The sequence below is a fragment of the Acinetobacter sp. UBA3106 genome (genome assembly GCA_002365595.1).
GTDB lineage: Bacteria > Pseudomonadota > Gammaproteobacteria > Pseudomonadales > Moraxellaceae > Acinetobacter.
This window is the reverse complement of sequence record DFAM01000010.1, coordinates 39,587-59,863: the sequence shown is the minus strand read 5'-3', so window position 1 is coordinate 59,863 and position 20,277 is coordinate 39,587. Positions and strand designations below refer to the sequence as shown.

General features: G+C 43.5%; 18 protein-coding genes and 1 pseudogene. 7 read left to right on the top strand and 12 right to left on the bottom strand.

All coding sequences use genetic code 11. From position 1 onward, the window contains the following. Positions 1 to 7: 7 nt before the first annotated feature. A complete protein-coding gene (locus B4C48_RS03950; protein ID WP_291354322.1) occupies positions 8 to 565 on the bottom strand; it encodes a YceD family protein in 558 nt (185 codons plus the stop codon). 97 nt (positions 566 to 662) lie between these two features. Here B4C48_RS03950 and B4C48_RS03945 point away from each other — a divergent pair, with 97 nt between their 5' ends. From B4C48_RS03945 to B4C48_RS03935, 3 genes are all read left to right on the top strand, one after another. Then, positions 663 to 1,325: an elongation factor P hydroxylase gene (locus B4C48_RS03945; RefSeq protein ID WP_291354321.1), complete on the top strand. Its 663-nt coding sequence runs from the start codon at positions 663 to 665 to the stop codon at positions 1,323 to 1,325. A gap of 84 nt (positions 1,326 to 1,409) precedes the next feature. Further along, positions 1,410 to 2,027 (top strand): L-threonylcarbamoyladenylate synthase, encoded by a 618-nt coding sequence (locus B4C48_RS03940; protein WP_291354320.1) that lies wholly within the window; start codon positions 1,410 to 1,412, stop codon positions 2,025 to 2,027. Next, positions 2,028 to 2,351 carry a hypothetical protein gene (locus B4C48_RS03935; protein WP_291354319.1) on the top strand — a complete coding sequence of 108 codons (324 nt, stop codon included), beginning with the start codon at positions 2,028 to 2,030 and terminating at the stop codon, positions 2,349 to 2,351. It begins immediately after the preceding gene. Between the two features lie 19 nt (positions 2,352 to 2,370). Here the strand turns inward: B4C48_RS03935 and B4C48_RS03930 are convergent, their stop codons facing one another. Continuing rightward, a complete protein-coding gene (locus B4C48_RS03930; RefSeq protein WP_291354318.1) occupies positions 2,371 to 3,093 on the bottom strand; it encodes a GNAT family N-acetyltransferase in 723 nt (240 codons plus the stop codon). A gap of 400 nt (positions 3,094 to 3,493) precedes the next feature. On the opposite strand from B4C48_RS03930, the gene B4C48_RS03925 reads away from it, so the two are divergent. From B4C48_RS03925 to rluB, 3 genes and pseudogenes are all read left to right on the top strand, one after another. After that, entirely contained in the window at positions 3,494 to 4,288 is a 795-nt protein-coding gene (locus B4C48_RS03925; protein ID WP_291354317.1) for a segregation and condensation protein A, read from the top strand. Beyond that, on the top strand, positions 4,288 to 4,875 hold the full coding sequence (gene scpB / locus B4C48_RS03920) for an SMC-Scp complex subunit ScpB (protein WP_291354316.1): 588 nt from the start codon (positions 4,288 to 4,290) through the stop codon (positions 4,873 to 4,875). Before B4C48_RS03925 ends, scpB begins: the two co-directional genes overlap by 1 nt. Before the next feature lie 41 nt (positions 4,876 to 4,916). After that, positions 4,917 to 5,771: pseudogene (gene rluB, locus B4C48_RS03915) on the top strand (23S rRNA pseudouridine(2605) synthase RluB); the annotation flags it as partial. Between the two features lie 413 nt (positions 5,772 to 6,184). Here rluB and bioD read toward each other — a convergent pair. The 5 genes from bioD to B4C48_RS03890 form a co-directional block, all read right to left on the bottom strand. Continuing rightward, positions 6,185 to 6,829 (bottom strand): dethiobiotin synthase, encoded by a 645-nt coding sequence (gene bioD, locus B4C48_RS03910; protein ID WP_291354315.1) that lies wholly within the window; start codon positions 6,827 to 6,829, stop codon positions 6,185 to 6,187. Next, positions 6,826 to 7,596 (bottom strand): malonyl-ACP O-methyltransferase BioC, encoded by a 771-nt coding sequence (gene bioC, locus B4C48_RS03905; RefSeq protein WP_291354314.1) that lies wholly within the window; start codon positions 7,594 to 7,596, stop codon positions 6,826 to 6,828. Before bioC ends, bioD begins: the two co-directional genes overlap by 4 nt. A 9-nt stretch (positions 7,597 to 7,605) precedes the next feature. After that, the gene (locus B4C48_RS03900) at positions 7,606 to 8,793 is read right to left on the bottom strand and encodes an 8-amino-7-oxononanoate synthase (RefSeq protein ID WP_291354313.1); all 1,188 of its coding nucleotides are present in this window, start codon (positions 8,791 to 8,793) and stop codon (positions 7,606 to 7,608) included. Beyond that, on the bottom strand, positions 8,790 to 10,085 hold the full coding sequence (gene bioA, locus B4C48_RS03895; protein WP_291354312.1) for an adenosylmethionine--8-amino-7-oxononanoate transaminase: 1,296 nt from the start codon (positions 10,083 to 10,085) through the stop codon (positions 8,790 to 8,792). Before bioA ends, B4C48_RS03900 begins: the two co-directional genes overlap by 4 nt. Before the next feature lie 85 nt (positions 10,086 to 10,170). After that, a complete protein-coding gene (locus B4C48_RS03890; protein ID WP_291354311.1) occupies positions 10,171 to 10,902 on the bottom strand; it encodes a hydrolase in 732 nt (243 codons plus the stop codon). 150 nt (positions 10,903 to 11,052) lie between these two features. Between B4C48_RS03890 and B4C48_RS03885 the strand changes: the two genes are divergently transcribed. Continuing rightward, positions 11,053 to 11,625, top strand: coding sequence for a peroxiredoxin (locus B4C48_RS03885; protein WP_409449772.1), 573 nt, complete (start codon positions 11,053 to 11,055; stop codon positions 11,623 to 11,625). Positions 11,626 to 11,706: 81 nt separating this feature from the next. Here the strand turns inward: B4C48_RS03885 and ftn are convergent, their stop codons facing one another. From ftn to smc, 5 genes are all read right to left on the bottom strand, one after another. Beyond that, entirely contained in the window at positions 11,707 to 12,171 is a 465-nt protein-coding gene (ftn, locus tag B4C48_RS03880; RefSeq protein ID WP_291354309.1) for a heteropolymeric bacterioferritin subunit Ftn, read from the bottom strand. A 403-nt stretch (positions 12,172 to 12,574) separates the two neighbouring features. Then, positions 12,575 to 13,549, bottom strand: a complete 975-nt coding sequence (gene rlmF, locus B4C48_RS03875) for a 23S rRNA (adenine(1618)-N(6))-methyltransferase RlmF (protein ID WP_291354308.1) — start codon at positions 13,547 to 13,549, stop codon at positions 12,575 to 12,577. Between the two features lie 170 nt (positions 13,550 to 13,719). Continuing rightward, complete coding sequence (ligA, locus tag B4C48_RS03870) at positions 13,720 to 15,759, bottom strand: NAD-dependent DNA ligase LigA (protein WP_291354307.1); 2,040 nt, start codon at positions 15,757 to 15,759, stop codon at positions 13,720 to 13,722. 91 nt (positions 15,760 to 15,850) lie between these two features. Beyond that, a complete protein-coding gene (locus B4C48_RS03865) occupies positions 15,851 to 16,819 on the bottom strand; it encodes a cell division protein ZipA C-terminal FtsZ-binding domain-containing protein (protein ID WP_291354306.1) in 969 nt (322 codons plus the stop codon). Position 16,820: 1 nt separating this feature from the next. Further along, positions 16,821 to 20,273, bottom strand: coding sequence for a chromosome segregation protein SMC (gene smc, locus B4C48_RS03860; RefSeq protein ID WP_291354426.1), 3,453 nt, complete (start codon positions 20,271 to 20,273; stop codon positions 16,821 to 16,823). Positions 20,274 to 20,277 lie beyond the last annotated feature (4 nt).

Genomic DNA, 20,277 nt, shown 5'->3' with positions numbered 1-20,277 from the left:
ACAAAAATTAGTTAAGTTTACCCTTCAAACTTGCCAAAACATCAAACGGGTTGTCCCGTTTTTCTTCGACAATGTCATCAGTGGCAGGTTGATGCTTATGCTCACAAACGTCATGCTTAGGAGACAAAGGCACCAACAATAACAATTCATCTTCTATCAGAGAAAGTAAATCAGCCGTCGCAGGAGCATCATAGCTACCTTTTGTCGTTGCTTCACTTTCACCTAAGACGATGAAATCAGCATCCTCATCCAAGCGCTCTATCAGTGATTCATCATCCACAAGCGCTAAATGAAAGTCTGAAACGAGAGGAATTTCAACAGGATTCAGACAACGCTGACATTCCATTGGTACTTTCGTTTCAACATGACCATCTAACCATACGATACGATGATACGCATCCATTGATAGCTTACAGTCTATGTTAATCAATTGATCATCAATTGATCCAACAGCTTCACGGGAAATGCGAACAAAGCGAGACAATGGCAGGGTACCTGACCATGTAAAGCCTTGTTCAGCCCATTTAAACGGCTCAATCTGTGCCGGAAAGGTATTTGCTGACATAATTAAGGCGGCAATTCTACAAATTCATCGGTACTCTGTCAAAGATTAAGATACAATTTTGTACTTATTTAGACAGATCAATTGGGTAATACAAGTCATGCATCAGTTGCAGCCGCAACCTGAAGTCACCACTTCATTACAGTTAACCACTTATTTAACCTCAAATTCTGCTGTTTATATAGACCCTGTGCAACGCTCACCTTGGGCCAGTTTGCAAACAGAAGTTCAACAAGTAGATTGGCTTATATTACACTTTAATCACTGGTTTTCCCACTTAAATGTGAGTTTAGTCAAAGGTGATTTTGAACCTGAATATTTTCCGGCAACGGAAGATGCCCCTGCCCGTATTCAATTTGCCCATGGCTTTTTTAATAGTGCTTTGCATGAAATTAGCCACTGGACTATTGCCGGCGAAAAAAGACGACTATTACCCGATTTAGGCTATTGGTATGCCCCGGATGGACGCAGTGCAGAACAGCAGGCTTTATTTGAACAGGTCGAAGTCAAGCCGCAGGCGATTGAATGGATGTTTGCCCAAGCTTTTGGTCGTAAATTTCGGGTGTCTTTAGATAACCTGACAGGTGATGGCGGTGATGGCAGCACTTTTAAAGACAATGTTTATGCGCAAGTGCAGCGTTATTTTTCAGGTGAAGCCAAGCTGCCACGTGATGCTGCACATTTTATTGCCTGTATCTGTGCCTGTACCCGGAGTGGCAAAACATTACAAAGTGATGAGTTTCAACGTAACCTGCTGGATTAAATTACACAAAATCATCAAACCCTGATTGCAAGACTTTGTAAAATCAACAGATAATGCTTATTAACACATCGGGAGAGAATAAATATGCTGCATTTAAGAGTACATCCTGATAATCCTCAACCACGTTTGATCAGCCAAGCGGTAGAACGTATTCGCGCGGGCGATGTCGTGGTTTACCCGACCGATGCCGCCTATGCCATTGGTTGTCAGATCGGAAATAAAAATGCCATGGAACGGATTGCACAGATTCGTGGTCTCGGTCCAAAGCATCAATATGCCATTCTTTGTTGCGACTTATCCGATATTGCCACTTATGCCAAAGTGGACAATGCCATGTATCGTCTACTTAAAAACAATACCCCGGCAATCACCACCTTTATTCTGCCTGCGACCAGTGAAGTGCCTAAGCGACTGATGCATCCAAAAAAGAAAACCATTGGATTACGTATTCCGAGCAACCCGATTTGTCGCATGTTACTGAAGGAACTGGATGAACCTTTATTAACCAGCACCCTGATTTTGCCCAATCATGCAGAACCTCTCGACGATCCTTATGATATTGAAATGGAACTGGGCAAACGCATTGATGTGTTTATTGATGGTGGATTGGGCACTTTAAGTACGACCAGTATTGTCGATTTATCTGGTGAACATCCGGAAGTGATTCGTCATGGCGCAGGTGATGTCAGCGCGTTTGAATAAGTGCGTCATCAACTCCTACAAAAAGAAAAAACAGAAAGAGGCGAAATGGACTTATTTCATGTATTGCTCAATATTGATCAGTTCTCCGAAGAGAATACTCTATATGTGCAGCTCCCCTGGACTTTAGAATCTGAAACTCAAGTGATCTTTAGTCCTGATGAGGAGCGCAAAATAATAAAAATCGACGATCAGCTGTTTGAATATTTTCTGGATGTTTCCCAGGTAGATGCGCTATTTGTTCAACTTGCTCATCATCATTTATGTCTCAGAGATCAGTGCCAGCACATGATTGAGTTTGCAATAAATCTCAGGCAACTAAAATAAGTGCATCAACAGCAGTGATTCAGTCATCGATAAATTCTTTTAAGCGCATCTTCTGCTTGCCATCTTCATCAAAATTATCTGCTTTTAGCCAGGCCAGATAGGCTTTTTCCAGTTTAGACCATTCCTCATCTAAAATTGAAAACCAGGCTGTATTGCGGTTACGCCCTTTAGCTATACGGTGTTGACGAAAGGTGCCTTCATACTGAAATCCAAAACGTAAAGCTGCACGTTTTGAAGGTTGATTCAATTCATCACATTTCCATTCCACACGGCGAAAGCCCTGCTCAAAACACGCTTTCAATAATAGATAAATCACTTCAGTTGATGCCGTAGACTGCTTCATTTGATGAGAAAAATAAACATTTCCAATTTCTATGACATGATCCGCAGGACATTGATTAATTAAGCCCACCCATCCCACCATAATCTGGTTCACTTCAATTAAATAATGCGTACTGCCTTGAAAACCAAAACTGTGCTCTAAGGCACGCTGCAACTCCGCAGCATGTTCAAAACCCGGATAAGGTAAATAGGTCCAGCAGCTGCGATCACCCTCGCTATTTACAGATTGCCAAATTTGCTGCAGCCGATCCGGATCAAGTATTGCTGAAGACAGCACATGCAAATTAGCATACTTGCCATACAGGGTTTCTGCTAAAAAATGGATCGGTAAAGCATGAGAAACGGGAAATCCAATAAACTGACCATATTCATTTTCCTGTACTTTTTGATTATTGCTCATGACAGATTACATCTCTTGTTATTGGTTTTCATCTTGCCTAAAATTTTTGTTTTAATCTATTTAGAACTCGACTCTATGCTGTTAAAACTTTTATTTTATTCAGCGTATAAAACGGGACGACATGGATGAATTTTCCCTCATGACACTTTAAATATAAAATCCAATTTATCAGTCAAAAAAGCCAATATCAAAGCAACCCCAGCAATTTCACATAATCCAGCCGCTCAAAAACCTTACTTAATTTCAGGTTTTTTTGTATTTGATCACTTAACTAATTTATTTGAAGTCAAATTTCCATTACACTAGCGCTGACTAATTACGTGCTTTTTCTTTCGATGTGAGATCGAAGCAAAAGCATCATCCTGCATGCCTTTGAAAATTCGCGTGGCCTAAAACTGCAATGAATCAACCAATCCATGATCCTATGGAGCCAAGCTCACCTATCCGTGTGATGGATGAGTGGCAAGAATCGATTCCAGAGGATTTATATATTCCTCCTGCTGCATTTGAAATTCTGCTAGAGCATTTCGAAGGTCCACTCGACTTCCTGATTTACCTGATTCAAAAAAGCGGTTTCGACTTATTGCGACTCGATATCGCTCCAATTGCGGCTCAATATCTATCTTATATGGATGCCATGAAGTCGTTGAATATTGAGCTGACGGCAGATTATATGGTCATGGCAGCCTTATTGGCCGACCTGAAATCACGACTGTTGCTGCCAAAGCCAAGTGCAAGCATTAGTGTTGAAAAAGATCCGAAACAGGAACTGATTGACCGGCTGGAAACCTATTTACGGGTCAAACAGGCGGCTGAACGTTTAGGTCAAATGCCCGTACTGGAACGTGATACTTTTCCGGCCAATATCAGTCTGGGTCAGGTGGTACAAAGCAATGAAGGTTATGATATTGGCTTGCTACGCGATGCCCTGTTTTGCGTGTTTAATCGACCAGAACCGGTCACCCACCAAATTCAGCAAGAACCGGTGTTGCTTGAAGAACGTATTGCCTTTATTGAAAGCCGCTTACGCTCAGGTGAAATTTTACATTTTGAAGCATTACTCAGACCCAGCCAAGGGCGCATGGGAATGGTAGTCACATTTATGGCCATTTTAGAACTCACCCGGCAACAAAAAGTCACGATTATTGCCACCGGTATTGAAGCGCCACTTGCGATTCAAGGAGTAGCTATATAATGGATCATCAAGCCACATCTCTCTCTGTTGCCGAGAATCAACATGAAGTGCTAATGCAACTGGAAGCCATTATTTTTGCCAGTGAAACAGCGGTTTCGCTTGCACGTTTGAAAGAAGCGTTCCAAAATCAATATACTAAACAGGAATTGCGTCAGTTATTACAGCAACTCGCCATGCTACAACATGGCCGGTCGATCGAACTGGTCGAAACCGCACAAGGTTTCCGTTTTCAGGTTCGTGCTAAATATCGCAATATCATTACTCAAGTTTGGCCAGAGCGACCAACTCGCCTGTCGCCAACCCTGCTCGAAACCCTTGCTGTGATTGCTTATCATCAACCAGTAACCCGAGCAGATATTGAACAGATTCGTGGAGTTTCAAACAATAGTCAGATTCTTCGATCATTGTTTGACTGGAACTGGATTAAAGAGTCCGGTTTCAGAGAGCTACCGGGAAGACCCGCGTTGTTAGTTACAACGCCACAATTTTTAAATGCTTTTGGCCTGGCGTCTTTAGGTCAATTGCCTCCCCTGCAGGATGCCAAGGAAGCTTTTATGGCGCTCGATGCTCACGCAGCGAAGTCGTAAATAGGTGAACTGTTGATGATAATTTCTAAGGTTATGCTGTCATGAGTGAAAAATTACAAAAGGTGCTTGCACGCGTAGGTTTGGGTTCTCGCCGTTATATGGAAGAAGTCATTGCCGCTGGTCGTGTAAGTATCAATGGACGCGTTGCCCAAGTGGGTGAACGTATTGAACCGGGTGATGAGCTTCGCATCGATGGTCGTAAAGTCCAATTTCAGATTGAAGACGAAATTCGTCGTCGTGTTCTGATTTATTACAAACCAGAAGGTGAAATTTGCTCACGCAATGATCCTGAATCACGCCCTACCGTATTTGAACAATTGCCTGCAATTGCCAATGATCGCTGGGTCATGGTTGGCCGTCTGGACATTAACTCAACCGGTCTTTTACTGTTCACGAACGATGGTGAATTGGCCAACCGCTTAATGCACCCATCCAATGAAATTGAACGTGAATATGCTGTTCGCGTGATGGGTGAAGTAACGCCACAAATCAAAAACAACATGCTTAAAGGCGTGGTTTTAGATGATGGCCCGGCAAAATTTGAATCATTCTCTGAAATTGGTGGTGACGGTATCAACCGTTGGTATCAAGTGGTAGTAAAAGAAGGCCGTAACCGCGAAGTGCGCCGTATTTTCGAGTCGCAAGGTTTGAAAGTCAGCCGCCTGCTACGTACCCGTTATGGCACGGTCATTTTACCGCGTGAACTTCGTACCGGTCGCTGGATGGAGCTGGATAAAGCTGACATCGACAACTTGACCAAATCTGTTGAGTTGAAACCGCGTCAAGGCACAGGTTTATTCGGCATGGCAAAACGTCGTACTGAACGTATGCAAGAGAAACCGATGGCGGCACGTCGTGGTGGGTATTTGCGTCAACAACGCCGTGACACTGAGGAAGGTGAAAACCAAACTCCAATGACTTATATACAGCGTGATCGTCGCGAAAACCAGAATGGTCATGCACAACGTCGTCAAGATGGCAACCAAACTGCTTATGGCCAACGAGAACGTCGTGACGGCAACAATGGCAATAGTTTCGCGCAACGTGGTGAACGTCGTCAAGACGGTAACCAGACTGGTTATGGTCAACAACGTGCACGCCGTGAAGATGGCAATCAAGGCACTTATGGCCAACGTGAACGTCAAGATGCGAATAGCTATGGCAATCGTGAACGTCGTGATGAAAATGCACCACGTAAACCTTTCGGCAACAAAAGCTTTAAGAAGTTTTAATTTTTAACAGCTTTCATTGCACATAAAAAAGCCACTCAATCGAGTGGCTTTTTTATACTGTTCTTTTGAGCAGAAAGTTAGGATAAAACTGGAATATCCACCCACTGGGCATTCGGGAAATGTTGAGCCAGATAATTTTTTAAGAATTCAGCCGTATCTTTGGAAATCAGTGCATCTTGTGATTCATCATTCAGGTTATATGCCAGTGCGTATAACTCCAAGCCACGACTTTTCAATGCTTCCAAACTTAAAATCGTATGGTTAATGCTGCCCAAACGACCAGAACTCACCAGAATGACCGGGAATTTTTTCTCAGCAATATAATCAATCGTGAGTAGCTCAGTGGTTAGGGGCACCATCAAACCGCCCGCGCCTTCAAGTAAAACCACATCATATTGATCGCACAGTTGCTGAGTCGCAGCTGTAATTTTCTGAAAATCAATTTCACGACCATCAATTTTCGTCGCCAGATGCGGTGATGCAGGATAGCTGAATATTTCCGGCATGGTCAGTTTGCTTTCATCTTCCGGAAACCAGCCCATCTGCATGATTTCACGGTGCTGTTCGATATCTTCAGAAATATCGGTATTGCCGGTTTGAATCAGCTTTTGGGTGATGGTTTTTTTGCCCTGTTCATTCCACACCTTTGCCAGATAACCGGTGGTATAGGTCTTGCCAATACCGGTATCAATACCACTGATAAAATAAACCGCTGCGGTCATGATGTGCTCCGTGCAATGCAATAAATGGGATGATAGCTCAGCGAATAATGGCGCTGACCAGATTGATCCAGCTCAGAAAATTGCTGATAATCCTGATAGAACTGCTGTAAAGACTGCTTGGTCCAGCGATGCTGCGATGCGGTTGCCGTTACACCAGTGGCCTTTAAATGTTGCAGCACTGCTTTGGGATGAGAAAAACTCAACGTTTCCAGGCTCTCGGACAGATGCAGAATTTCAAAACCCTGTTTGATCAGTTTGTCCTGAATCACTCCAATCGGAAGATAATTCAAGCCTTGGCCAGTGAGTGCCTTAATTTCTTGCAAATTCTGCTGACCAAAAGTGGAAAAACAAAAATAGTCATTTTCGATAAGCGCAGCCGCACTTTTTTTAAAAACTGCATCCAGATCAGAGATCCATTGCAAAGCCGAACTGGAAGCGATCAGGTTAAGGGATTGCGGAAAATCTAGTTGTTCCACATCGCCAATTTGCCATTCTAAATTTTCTTTAGCCTGAAAATGCTGTTGCACTTCGGAATATAGATCATTTAAAAACAAATGATCTATTTCAAAGTTTTGCATCAGCAAATGACTTAAATTGCCTGAGCCACAACCGATTTCAAAAACTCGATCCAAACGGTTTTGCAGCAAGAACTGCTGCATCAATTGCATCAAATTCAGGCATATCTGTTTTTGGACTACGGCATGTTCGGCATAGCTTTGTCCTGCCTGTGCAAAACGCCGTGCAATCTGGGATTTATCAATATTCACGGTTTAGACTCACAGTAACCGCACAAGCTGATCAAGGTCAGCCTGATTGACTTGAGAAGTCAGTGAGATACGTAATCTTGAACTGTGTTTCGGCACTGTAGGCGGACGCACCGGCATAATATAAAAACCGGCCTGTTGTAGCTGCCGGGCTTTTTTCACCGTCTTTTGTGACTCGCCAATAATTACCGGCACAATATGGGAAGTCGAAGGACAGTCAAAGCCTTTGGCTTGTACCGACTGTTGCAGATTTTGACTGATCTGTTGCAAATGTTGACGTTGTGGTTTTAAGCCTAAAACTTTCTGGAAAATAAAATCGGTCCACGCCATACAAATGGGTGGCTGCGCGGTACTGAAAATCAGTGGACGCATGGCATTGATCAGATATTCACGGATGATCGGATGGCAAATCAGATAGCCTCCAACAGATGCCAGAGCCTTACCAAAAGTTCCGACCAGCAGATCAATCTCATCAATCACCTCATACTGTTCTGCACAGCCCAAGCCTTGCTCGCCGCGCACACCAATGGCATGCGCTTCATCGACATAGAGCATGACTTTAGCAAACTGCTGTTTGATACGAACCAGTTCAGCCAGATCGGTTTCGTCACCATCCATGCTAAAAATGGATTCAGTGACCACAATAATACGATCAAAAGCCTCATCGGCATGGTATTGCTGCAAAAGCTGTTGCAGATGATTCAGGTCATTGTGCCGGTAGCGTATATATTTTGCAGCCGATAAACGGATACCATCAATCATGCTGGCATGCACCAGTTTATCTGCCAAAATTAAAGTTTTACTGTCACTTAAGGCCGGTAGAATCCCGATATTCATGTGATAGCCACTGTTAAACAGCAGCGCCGCACGTCCATGAAAAGCCTGACTTAAACTGGCTTCTAATAACTCGTATTCAGGCAAGTTTCCAGTTAGCAGTCTTGAAGAAGATGAACTCATTCTGCGCAGTTGATTCGGGGTTTCGTCAAAAAACTGTTCACGCAAACTCAAGTCAGCTGCCAGACCCAAATAATCGTTGGATGCCAGATTCAGCATCGAATGACCCTGAATTTCAATCATTCGGCCTTGCTGAACATTGCAGCTAAACTGGCGCAAATTGCCCTGCTGTTTTAAGTGATCGAGCTTGAGTGCATAGTCATTGAGCAGAGAGTCATTTAGTGCATCATCATTTAACAGGTTCATGCGAGTACCTCTTGCATCTGCTCAACTACTTCAACCAGTTGTTGCAACAAGGTATTCAGCTGCTGTTCGCTAACTACATAAGGCGGCATCACATAGACCAGTTTACCGAATGGACGTATCCAGATGCCTCGCTCTACAAACTGTTGTTGCAGGGTTTTCATATTCACATTGAATGTCAGCTCTACCACACCGATTGCCCCCAACACTCGTACATCCTGCACATAATCCAGTTTTAAGAGCGGTTGTAAATGTTGCTGTAACTGTTGTTCGATGCGCTGGATATTGGCTTGCCAATCTTGCGCCAATAATACTTCGGTGCTTTTCAACGCCACTGCACAGGCCAGTGGGTTGGCCATAAAGGTCGGCCCATGCATAAACACCTCTGCCTCGCCGCAGCTAATGGTTTCCGCTACATGCTTGCTGGTGAGGGTGGCTGAAAGCGTCATATAGCCGCCAGTCAAACCCTTACCGATACACATGATATCCGGCTCAACGCCGGCATGTTCCCAAGCAAACAGTTTGCCAGTACGGCCAAAACCGGTGGCAATTTCATCAAAAATCAGCAGCACATCATATTGTTCACAGAGTAATTTGGCCTGACGTAAATACTCAGGATGATAAAAGCGCATCCCGCCTGCACCTTGCACAATCGGCTCCAGAATTAAAGCGGCAATGCTGGCATGGTGCTGTTTTAGCACCTGTTCCAGTTCCGCAATATCGGCTTGATTCCATTCCTCATCAAAGCCCACTTGCGGGGCTGCCACAAAGAAACGATTCGGTAAACTGGAACCAAAAATCTGATGCATGCCAGTGACGGGATCGCAGACTGACATGGCATTCCAGGTATCACCATGGTAGCCGGAACGTGGAGTGACGAAATTGGTTTTCTGAGTTTTTCCCTGTGCAGTCCAAAATTGCACTGCCATTTTTAACGCTACTTCTACCGCAACCGACCCAGAATCAGCATAGAAAATTTTGTCCAGACTGGGCGGGGTGATTTTTAATAATAATTTTCCCAGTTCAATCGCAGGATCATGGGTAAATCCACCAAACATGATATGCGACATTTTTTCTAATTGATCCGTCACGGCTTGATTCAGCTCAGGATGGTTATAGCCATGAATGGCACACCACCAGGACGACATGCCATCAATCAGTTGCCGTCCATCTTCCAGCTCAATAATGGCGCCATGCGCCTGTTTCACTTTAAAGGTCGGCAAGGGCTGAGTCATGGACGTGTAAGGATGCCAGATATGTGCCAGATCAAATTCCAGATCAGTTAATTCGGCCATCCATTACTCCCTGTAGATGCTTGATAATCAATTTTTCATGATCTTAAACCTGCATGAAATAAAAATAAATTGCGATATAAGCCAGTTATCCGTTTCTTTGTTCTATTTTCTTTAAAAATTGGCAGATTTTGCCAGTTATTAGCTCAGCTTCAAATAAAGGAAAGCCATGTGACCCGCTAATCAGTCCTGTTGTTAAAAACTTTGCATTGAATTTTTGAAAATTTCTTTGAACTTTGTAACTAACTAAAAAATCCTGTTTTGCAAACACATGATACTGATGGCCCGGATAGTTTTTCAAGATATCAACATTGTTTAAATGAGCAAGGCAATTTAATCCCTCACGAAGAGTTTCTAAATTCTGTGCCTGAATCAAACTTTGCAAGGTGATAAAGTCGGCTTTGGTCGTTTCCGTACCTTGACACACCATATAGCCAAACTTTTTCAGGGTTGCAATCGCATCCTGCTCAAAAGACTGTTTAAACTGCTGAAAAGTCGGCTGCGACATTGCCGCAGGCCATGTATTGTTTGCTACAAAACAAGGATTGGAACCTAAAGTAATCAAGACTTTTTCCAGTCCATATTGCTTTTGAATCTGATCGACTAGTACCGTAGCCAACTGTCCACCCAAAGACCAGCCGGCAATCACATCGAAATGACGGGCCCATTGTACTTTCTGCTGTAGGACCTGTTCATCTAAAGCATTAAAGATATTGCAAAGTTCAACTTCATGTCCTTGTGCTGCCAAAGCCTGTTTTAAAGGATCCAGTAGTTTAGTTCCGCCACCCCAGCCGGTGATGAGTAAAATACGTTGCTGCAATGTTAATCCTTAAGTTTATGCTGTGACCGATTGCAGTATATAAAATTTTATTGATTTTAAACTGCAAAAATCCATCAAAAATAATCTACGTTTGATGAATATTATTTTGTTAGTATTTGGAAAGATCCTAACAAAAAGAATATGCAGAATATTATGAATGCTTCTAAAATATGCAAAATCACTTTGCTCTGTATAAGTGTAAGCTTAAGTCTTACTCAATTTGCATTTGCGGAAAATTCCATTTTTTCAAAGTCTGAAACTTCTCAAAAACAATGGGTTGGAAAATCTGCACCGGCATTTAAATTACAGGATCAAAACAGCAAATGGCATTCCTTGAGCCAGTACAAAGGCCAATGGGTAGTGTTATATTTTTATCCTAAAGATAATTCACCCGGCTGTACTCAGGAAGCCAATCAATTTAAAGTACTTTACCCACAATTTTTAAAATCTAATGCCGTGGTTTTGGGTGTGAGTCTGGATGATGTGAAATCCCATCAAAAATTTTCAGAAAAATTAGGCTTACCATTTCCACTTTTAGCGGACTATAAACAGCAGTTATCGAATCAATTAGGAATTGTGCGTAATCTCGGTATTACCCAAATTGCCAAACGGGAAAGCTTTTTAATTGATCCTCAAGGCACCATTGTTTACCACTACAGCAGTGTCAATACGCAAACTCATGCTGCTCAGGTCTTGGCGGATATCCGTAAATTTTCTCAATAGCCTGTCATTACCCATATCAATCAAATTTAAAAAAATAAAAAAGCCCAACTCACGTCAGGCTTTATCATTTAATATTTCAACTTACATTTGCGATTGAATATAGTTTTGCAAACCAATCAATTCAATCAGACGAATCTGTTTTTCCAACCAGTAAGTATGATCTTCTTCAGTATCTGACATTTGCTGACGAAGCATATCACGGCTTACGTAATCACCTTTTTCTTCGCACAGTTTCACGCCTTGCGCCAATTTTTCACGTACATGATATTCAAGTTTTAAATCCGCTTTTAAACAGCTCACCACATCTTTACCTGTTTCGATGTCATCACGGTTCATATTCGGTGTGCCTTCCAAAAACAGTACACGGCGAATAAGCGCATCGGCATGAGAGGCTTCTTCCTGCATTTCATGGTCGATCCGTTCAAAAATCTTGTTTAAACCCCAATCTTCATACATACGAGAATGAATCAGGTATTGATCACGAGCTGCCAGTTCGCCACCGATCAACATATTTAGATAGTCTACGACTTCTGGATTGCCACGCATTTCAAATACTCCATACCCTTTTTCTAACATTATGGACAAAACCGACCATCAATGCAAAATAAAAATTATGTAAGTTTATGATTTTTAAATAATTAAAATGAGAAACACTTACATTTACAGTTTTAGTTAAATAAATTCCCATTTATAAAACAATGTCTTGCACTCAGTACTCAGCTTAGATGAACAAGATCAAAGTACTTTTATAATGTATTGGTTTTTTGTAACTAGATTCAAAATCATTGTGGCATATATTCATTGAAATATATGCGTATCAAATCAGAAACGCTGAGTGCATCGGCATCAGGTTATTATCTATAAGCAAAATTGAGCTTGTTCATTGGTATAAACAAGCCAAAACTTCGTCATGCACCGACAAGCTTATGCATCATCAGCAGAAATCAGCTTAAGCTGACTTCCAATACGTATTTTTCCATGCTTGCTGTTGCTTTGAATCTAAAAAAGTCCAAGCGACAAAACGACTTTCTTTTTGCCCCTGCGTCATTTTAATGGTTTTCACATCCACTGCTCCGCTCTTCCGCAAGGCATTTAACAACACAGGCAATGTGGCTTTCTTGGAAACGAGTGTGCTAAACCAAAGACATTGCTCAGCAAACTGTATGCTCTCTTGTACCATTTGGCAGACAAAGCGTTCTTCACCACCGTCACACCAGAGTTCATTTTTTTGACCACCAAAGTTTAACACCACCTTCGTCCGATCAACCGGCTTGCCAAGTTTTCTTAATTTTTGAGTTGCTGTGGCATTTGCTTCATCTTGCGAGGAATGAAATGGCGGGTTACACATCGTCAAATCAAAACGATCTGTGGGTTTAATCACACCTTTGAAAATATTGCTTGAGTTCTTCTGCAATCGAATCTGAATCCCTTTACGCAAATTTGGATTTGCCTCCACAATGAATTGAGCACTTTTAACGGATGCAGAATGAATGTCTGAGCCGACAAATTTCCAACCATAGCTACGATGACCAATGATCGGATAAATACAGTTTGCTCCCACCCCAATATCCAACACTTGAACGGCATGCCCTGTTGGAATCTGACCTTTATGATTAGCACTCAACAAGTCAGCCAAATAGTGGATATAGTCAGCTCTACCCGGAATAGGCGGACAAAGAAAATCTTGAGGAATATCCCAATATTGAATGCCATAAAAATGTTTCAGCAATGCTTTATTGAGCATTTTCACAGCCTGTGGATCAGAAAAATCGACTGAAAGATCGTTATATTTATTTAGGCTAACAAAAGGTGCAAGTTCCGGACAAGTCTGCATTAACTGAGGAAAATCGTAACGACTGCGATGCAAATTTCGTGCATGTAATTGCGATTTTTGTTGCGGAAAAGTTTTCTTTGCTTGCGCCATGTGTATGCCAATCATCAACGGGAGAACAGAATCATCTGATAAGACAGGCTCAATACCTGTCAATAAATCGATATTGTACGTGAATTCAGTTCATCATGACGATCCCAACCCAATCAAGACATAAAAAAAGACATCCGAGGATGTCTTTTTTTATTCATGCTTAAGATCGATTAAGCAGGAAGTTGACCATGCTCTTTCATTAAGGCAATAAACTGTTCTTCATTTAATACAGGAACACCGAGTTTTTCTGCCTTATCCAGTTTAGAACCGGCTTTTTCACCAGCAACTACACATTTGGTTTTACTCGACACGCTACCACTGACACGTGCACCCAGCGCTTGCAGCATTTGAGTGGCTTCATCACGCCCCATAGAACTTAAAGTCCCTGTCACTACCCAGCTTTCGCCATTCAGTGGCTGACGTGTCGGTGCGACTGGAGCATCCCAGTGAATGCCGGCTTCAAGCAAACGGTTGACCACTTCCAGGTTATGCGGTGCCTGAAAGAAATCGATAATCCATTCAGCGGTAATATCTCCGACATCCGGCGTTTTTTTCAACGCATCAATATCGGCATTTTGCAGTGCTTCAAAAGTCTGGAAAGTGTTAGCCAGCATACGTGCCGTGGTTTCACCGACCCCACGAATCCCCAAGGCATAAATGAAGGATGCCAAGGTGGTTTTCTTGCTGTTTTCAATCGCATCAAACAGGTTTTGAACCGACTTTTCACCCATTTTATCAATGGTTAAGAGCTGCTCACGATGCTCATGCAAACAGTAAATATCTGCCACATTTTTCAGCAAGTCGAGGTGCAACAATGACTCCACCCAACGGTCGCCTAGACCTTCAATATCCATGGCCTTACGCGAAACAAAGTGACGGATGGTTTCGATTCGCTGGGCAGCGCAATACAGCTCACCTGAACAGCGTGCCAACGCTTCACCTTCCGGCATCACTACTGGCGAATCACAGACTGGACATTTCCCAGGAAGATGAACTTCTACCGCATCATCTGGACGGAATTCTGGCCAGACTTTTTCCACTTTCGGAATCACGTCCCCACTACGGTACACGCTGACCGTATCGCCAATACGTACATCCAGGCGGTGGATTTCTCCAATATTATGCAGGGTAACGTTGGATACCGTTACCCCACCCACAGCTACCGGATTTAAGCGCGCAACCGGGGTTAAAGTTCCGGTACGGCCCACTTGCCAGTCAATATTTTCCACCGTGGTTAATGCAGCCACTGCCGGGAATTTGTAGGCTGTTGCCCAACGCGGTTCACGACTTAAAAATCCGAGCTGTCTTTGCTGTTTTAAATCATCTACCTTGATGACCAGCCCATCAATTTCAACGCTTAAATCTGCACGTTGCTGATTAATTTGTTCATAGGCCTTTTGCACATCCTGAATACTGTCACAAATAAAATGACTTTCACCTATGGTAAAGCCAAACTGGGTTAACCATTCCAGACTGGCATACATGGTAGTCTGACCATGATGCGGTTCACACTGCGCAATACCATAGGCATAAAAGGCCAAAGGACGTGATGCAGCAATGTTCGGATCCAACTGACGCAGACTGCCTGCCGCTGCATTTCGCGGATTGGCAAAGGTCTTTTCACCTTTGGCCTCATTTTCGGCATTCAGTTTTTCAAAACCGGCTTTAGGAATCAGCACTTCACCGCGCACTTCAAGCAAGGCCGGCACCTGAGCATGTGCAGAGCTTAAAACTTTCGGCAAGTTACGAATGGTTTTGACATTATGGGTAATATCTTCACCGGTTTCGCCATCACCACGCGTAACACCACGAACCAGCACGCCATGTTCATACCATAAAGAAATGGCCAGGCCATCGAACTTCAATTCCACATCGTATTGAATCTTCTGGTTCGGTAAACGTTCTTCTATACGACGGGCAAAAGCAAACAGCTCTTCCTGGTTAAATACATTGCCCAATGACAACATTGGCACGGCATGGGTCACGCTGGCAAATTTTGACAGTGCTTTGCCGCCGACTCTATTGGTTGGCGTATCGGCCTGCACATATTCAGGATATTGCTGTTCTAACGCCTTGAGCTGGTGAAAGAGTTGATCATATTCACTGTCTTCAATGCTGGGTTGATCCATCACATAATAAGCATGGTTATGCTTGGCTAAAATTTGAATCAATTGACGCATTTGCGCCACGACAGTTGAACTTTCGGTCATATCTACACCATAAAAAAGGGCGGTCTAGTTCCGCCCTTCACAAATATTTGATCTACCCGCTATTATAGAAATCGAGTCCGCCAGTTTCAAATTAAACTTCTGTCGTTTGACCTGCACGGTAATCAATCGCGAAATGACGCCATTGTTCACGTAATTGTGGGGTGAATTCCTGATTGTTCTGATCATACACCGTACCGTCAATTTCACGGGCAATCAGGCGTGAAATGCTGTCCATGGTATCGAAAGCATTTTGTACATCACTGTGTGGCAACGCCAGGAAGAAGGCCAAACCTTTCACCTGTTCAGTCGATAATGTTTCCAGATCAAAACCGGCTGCACCTTCGTCGGTAATTTGCAACACTGAGAAGAGTAACTTGCTGCCATCTTCACTATAACGATGGAAACATGCCATTTCACCAAAACGCAGGCCATATTTCAGCAAGACTTTTAAGGTTTTTTCCCCTGAAAGTACCCGACGTTCCGGATAAATATTTAAGGCAATAAACTCGGCAGCAGTCGATAAGGCACTCGCTTCATCCACGCGTTGTTGCTCATGCAAGTGCTCATCCAGAATGCTGCTTTCATCTTCAAAGTCTGAAATTTCAGCTTTTTCGATATTGTTCAGATTGAAATCAGCAGTTTCTTTATCTTCAAGCGGCTGCGCTTGCTGTGCAGACTCTGGGATTGCTTGCGATTTTGCCTCTTCTGCCGAAGCAGGAGCATCAGCTTTTAACTCTGCCTGAGCGGATACTGCTACTTTTTCAGCCTGAGTAGTTTCAGCCTGTTCAGTTTTTGCTTCTGCCTGCTTAGACTCGGGTACCGGTTCAGCCATTTTTGCGGTTAAAGTCGGTTCAACACGTTCAGCTGGTTCAACTTCTTTTGCACTTTGTAATTGATCACGAACATGGCGAGGAATAACCGGTTGCTGGCTGTCAGAATTTACATGAAGTTCCGAATCTAATGAAGGTGATGCATCCGCAGGTTTTTTAAACAATAATTTCAAACCGAATAACATAATGATAATGGCGATAACAATACCAACAATCGTGGTGGCTTCCATTTTATGACTCCGCAACTAAACCGTATTCTTTTGCCTGTTCCAAATCGACAGTAACCAATTTTGAGGTGCCCGGTTCTGGCATGGTAACACCTAACAAATCTGTTGCCATTGTCATTGCAACTTTATTATGGGTAATGTAAATGAATTGAACCTGTTCAGAAAGTTCTTTTACTAAATTACAAAACCGTCCCACATTGGCATCATCCAGAGGTGCATCCACTTCATCCAGCACACAAAAAGGTGCCGGATTTAAACGGAAGATGGCAAACACCAATGCCAATGCCGTTAATGCTTTTTCACCACCAGAGAGTAAGGCTAAGGAACTATTACGTTTTCCCGGTGGTCTGGCCATTAGTTTTACACCCGATTGCCAGTCATCTTCAAGGCTTAAACTCGCTTCCCCGCCATTAAATACTTTAGGGAATAAATCTTGCAGTTCATGATTGACCTGATCAAAGGTAGTCATAAACAATTTGCGGGTTTCCTGATCAATGCTCTTCATGGCACCCTGTAACTGCTCCACCGTTTTTTCCAGATCTTGGATCTGATGGTTCAGTTCTTCAAAGCGCTTGGAGACTTCTTCATATTCTTCAGAAGCCGCCAGGTTTACCGCACCCAGTTTTTCAAACTGCTGCTGCGCTTTTTCCAGGGTTTGCTGATGGCTTGCAATATCAATATTCAGCCCCGTGAGCACTTCACTGTTCATCTCTTTTAACTGTTCAGAATAGTGCTGCCAGTCAGACTTGGCCGCCTGCCAAGCCAGACGTTTTTCTTCCAGTTGAGTGCGCAGCTTTTCATCTTGCTGCTGATGTTGATGACGCTGCTCGGTCAAGTGCTGCTGTTTTTCTTGAACACTGTTCAGCTCAAGCTGCCATTCGCTCCAGGTTTTCTGTAACTTTTCGGTAATTTGCGCCTGCTCGTTGAACTGCGATTCCAGCGCTGGCAATTCCAGTTGTACCGGATCGACAAACTTTTTCGCTTGCTCCATTTGCGCAATAATCTGCTGATATTGTGCTTTTGAGAAGGAAGCATCTTTTTCAAGTAATTCAATTTGCTGCTGGGTTTGCGTGACCTGACGACGTAGCAGTTCCAGCTCCTGTTGCGCTTGCTGCCAGGTGTGCTGGGTATTTTCCAGCTGCTCAGTCAGCTCCTCGAGCTGAAATTGCAGGGTTTTATAATTCGGTAAAGCCTGCTCCAGTTTCAGGTTCAAGGCATGCAAATCGATTTCCAGATCATCTTTTTGCATGGCATCTTCTTCCAGCTGCGTATCCAGCTGTTGAAGTTGGTCCGTTAACTGCTGCTTTTGCAAAGCAAAGGCCTGCTCGGCCGTCTGAACTTTAGTAATATTGAGTTCAATTTGCTGGGTCGCCTGAATTTCTTTACGTAGCAGCTGCTGATCGGTTTTCAGTTGTTCATCTACCGTCTGCACCTGAGTTTTCAGTTCTGCGACCTGCGCCTGCAACTGGCTGTGCTCTGCCTGTTTATCTACAAGTAACTGCTCGATTTCATCCAGACGGATCCGATGGCTCAGCGCCCCCTGTCCTGCCTGACTGACTTCGTCGTAATCCAGGCCAATCACCCAGTCTGCACCTACGTGATAACCATCCAGGCTCAACAGCGACTGTCCTGCTTTTAATTGCTTCTGCAACGACAATGCGTGCTGTAAGTCATTGGCAACCGCAACATTCTGCCACAAGGAAGACTGCGGCGATTCAATCCAGCTGGCCAGGCTTGGACAACCGGACAACTGAATGGACTCGGTCATTACCTGAGTAGTCAATTGGCGGGCAATACTATCCGTAAAATCACTGGCAGATTCAAGCCAATGTGCCGACAACCATTTGGCCAAAAACTTCTCGACCAATGCAGCATGTTTTTTAGCTTCTTCACTCAGCGTCAAGACCTGCATTAACTGCACTTGATCTTGCTTGCTTTGTGAACTGACTTTAACCAGTAACTGATTTAACTGCTTTTGTTCCGCCTGTAGAACCTGAATTTCGGCATTTAGCTGATTCAGTGTGCTCTGCTGAGTCTGATACTGGATTTGTAAATCATCTAACTGCAACTGGAGATCGACAATGCTTTGCTCACGTTGCAGCTGCTGGCTCAATGCTTCTTGCTTGGCCTGCATCAGCTGTTCACTCGCATCCAGCTGACTCTGATTTTGAATCTGTGTGGTTTGGTGTTGCAGCGTCTGTTTTTGCTGTTCAATACGGGCAATATTTTTAGCTAATTGTTCACTCTGCGCCAGCATCTGCATTTTTTGCTGCTGCTGTTTTTCCACCTGAGCTTTGACCAGTTCAAATTGCTGCTGCACCTGTTGCTGCTGTGCTTTTAAATCACCCAGATTTTGGTTTTGGTCTTGTCCCTGGCTTTCTTGTAGCTGTAATTGTTCAATCTGCTGTTCCTGTTGAGACTGCAAATTTTCAATTTGCAATTCAATCAGTTGTAGCCGCTCTTTGGTCTGTAGTTTTTGCTGTTCCAGCTGACTTAAAGTGGTCGTATTCTGCTGGAATAGGGACTGTTTCTTTTCCAGCGTCATTTTCAGTTCAGCCAGTTTCTTTTCTGCCTGTTGCCATTCATTTTGCAACGGCGTGGACTGCTGAATCAGGCGCTGAAATAATTCACTGGTCGCGCCAAGATCATGTTCCAAAGTGGTGAGTTCAGAGCGCACCAATTTAAAGTTATCACCCAAGTCGTTCATTTGCAGGGTATATTCTTGCTGTAAGCGGCTACTTTGCTCACATTGAAAAGACAATACTTCGACTTTGATGGTGCGAATCCGGGTTTCCAGTTCTTTATATTGAATGGCCGTTTCTGCCTGACGTTTCAGGGTTTTTAACTGAGATTTCAACTCAGCGGCAATATCTTCTAAACGCGATAAATTTTGTGCGGTATGATCTAGGTGCAGTAGGGTTTCACGGCGACGTGCCTGATAACGCGAAACGCCGGCCGCTTCTTCAATAAACACCCGCATTTCTTCAGGTTTGGCATCGACCAGACGGTTAATCATGCCCTGTTCAATAATCGCGTAAGAACGTGGACCTAAACCGGTACCCAAGAAAATATCGGTAATATCACGACGACGGCATTTGGTGCCATTCAGGAAATATTCAGACTTGCCATCACGATTGACCTGACGACGCACCGCCAGTTCGTTATAGGCATTGTAAGCCCCGCCCAACTTGCCATAGGTATTGTCAAAACGCAGCTCAACGCTGGCTAACCCAACAGGTTTACGTTTTGCTGTCCCGGTAAAAATCACATCCTGCATGCTGCCGCCACGCAGCTGGCGTGCACTGGATTCCCCCATGACCCAACGTATGGCATCAATCACATTTGATTTACCACAACCATTTGGCCCCACTACAGCGGTACGATTCGCCTTGAAATGTAAAGTTGTACTATCGGCAAAAGATTTAAAGCCGGAAAGTTTTAAGCTGCTTAAACGCATAATG

What these genes read in the sequence shown, in the direction of transcription:
- bioD (WP_291354315.1), bottom strand. Translation starts at nt 6,829, where the DNA reads ATGACCGCAGCGGTTTATTTTATCAGTGGTATTGATACCGGTATTGGC.
- rlmF (WP_291354308.1), bottom strand. Translation starts at nt 13,549, where the DNA reads ATGGCGCAAGCAAAGAAAACTTTTCCGCAACAAAAATCGCAATTACAT.
- scpB (WP_291354316.1), top strand. Translation starts at nt 4,288, where the DNA reads ATGGATCATCAAGCCACATCTCTCTCTGTTGCCGAGAATCAACATGAA.
- B4C48_RS03945 (WP_291354321.1), top strand. Translation starts at nt 663, where the DNA reads ATGCATCAGTTGCAGCCGCAACCTGAAGTCACCACTTCATTACAGTTA.
- B4C48_RS03900 (WP_291354313.1), bottom strand. Translation starts at nt 8,793, where the DNA reads ATGAACCTGTTAAATGATGATGCACTAAATGACTCTCTGCTCAATGAC.
- ftn (WP_291354309.1), bottom strand. Translation starts at nt 12,171, where the DNA reads ATGCGTGGCAATCCAGAAGTCGTAGACTATCTAAATATGTTGATCGGT.
- B4C48_RS03925 (WP_291354317.1), top strand. Translation starts at nt 3,494, where the DNA reads ATGAATCAACCAATCCATGATCCTATGGAGCCAAGCTCACCTATCCGT.
- bioA (WP_291354312.1), bottom strand. Translation starts at nt 10,085, where the DNA reads ATGGCCGAATTAACTGATCTGGAATTTGATCTGGCACATATCTGGCAT.
- B4C48_RS03930 (WP_291354318.1), bottom strand. Translation starts at nt 3,093, where the DNA reads ATGAGCAATAATCAAAAAGTACAGGAAAATGAATATGGTCAGTTTATT.
- B4C48_RS03950 (WP_291354322.1), bottom strand. Translation starts at nt 565, where the DNA reads ATGTCAGCAAATACCTTTCCGGCACAGATTGAGCCGTTTAAATGGGCT.
- B4C48_RS03865 (WP_291354306.1), bottom strand. Translation starts at nt 16,819, where the DNA reads ATGGAAGCCACCACGATTGTTGGTATTGTTATCGCCATTATCATTATG.
- ligA (WP_291354307.1), bottom strand. Translation starts at nt 15,759, where the DNA reads ATGACCGAAAGTTCAACTGTCGTGGCGCAAATGCGTCAATTGATTCAA.
- B4C48_RS03940 (WP_291354320.1), top strand. Translation starts at nt 1,410, where the DNA reads ATGCTGCATTTAAGAGTACATCCTGATAATCCTCAACCACGTTTGATC.
- smc (WP_291354426.1), bottom strand. Translation starts at nt 20,273, where the DNA reads ATGCGTTTAAGCAGCTTAAAACTTTCCGGCTTTAAATCTTTTGCCGAT.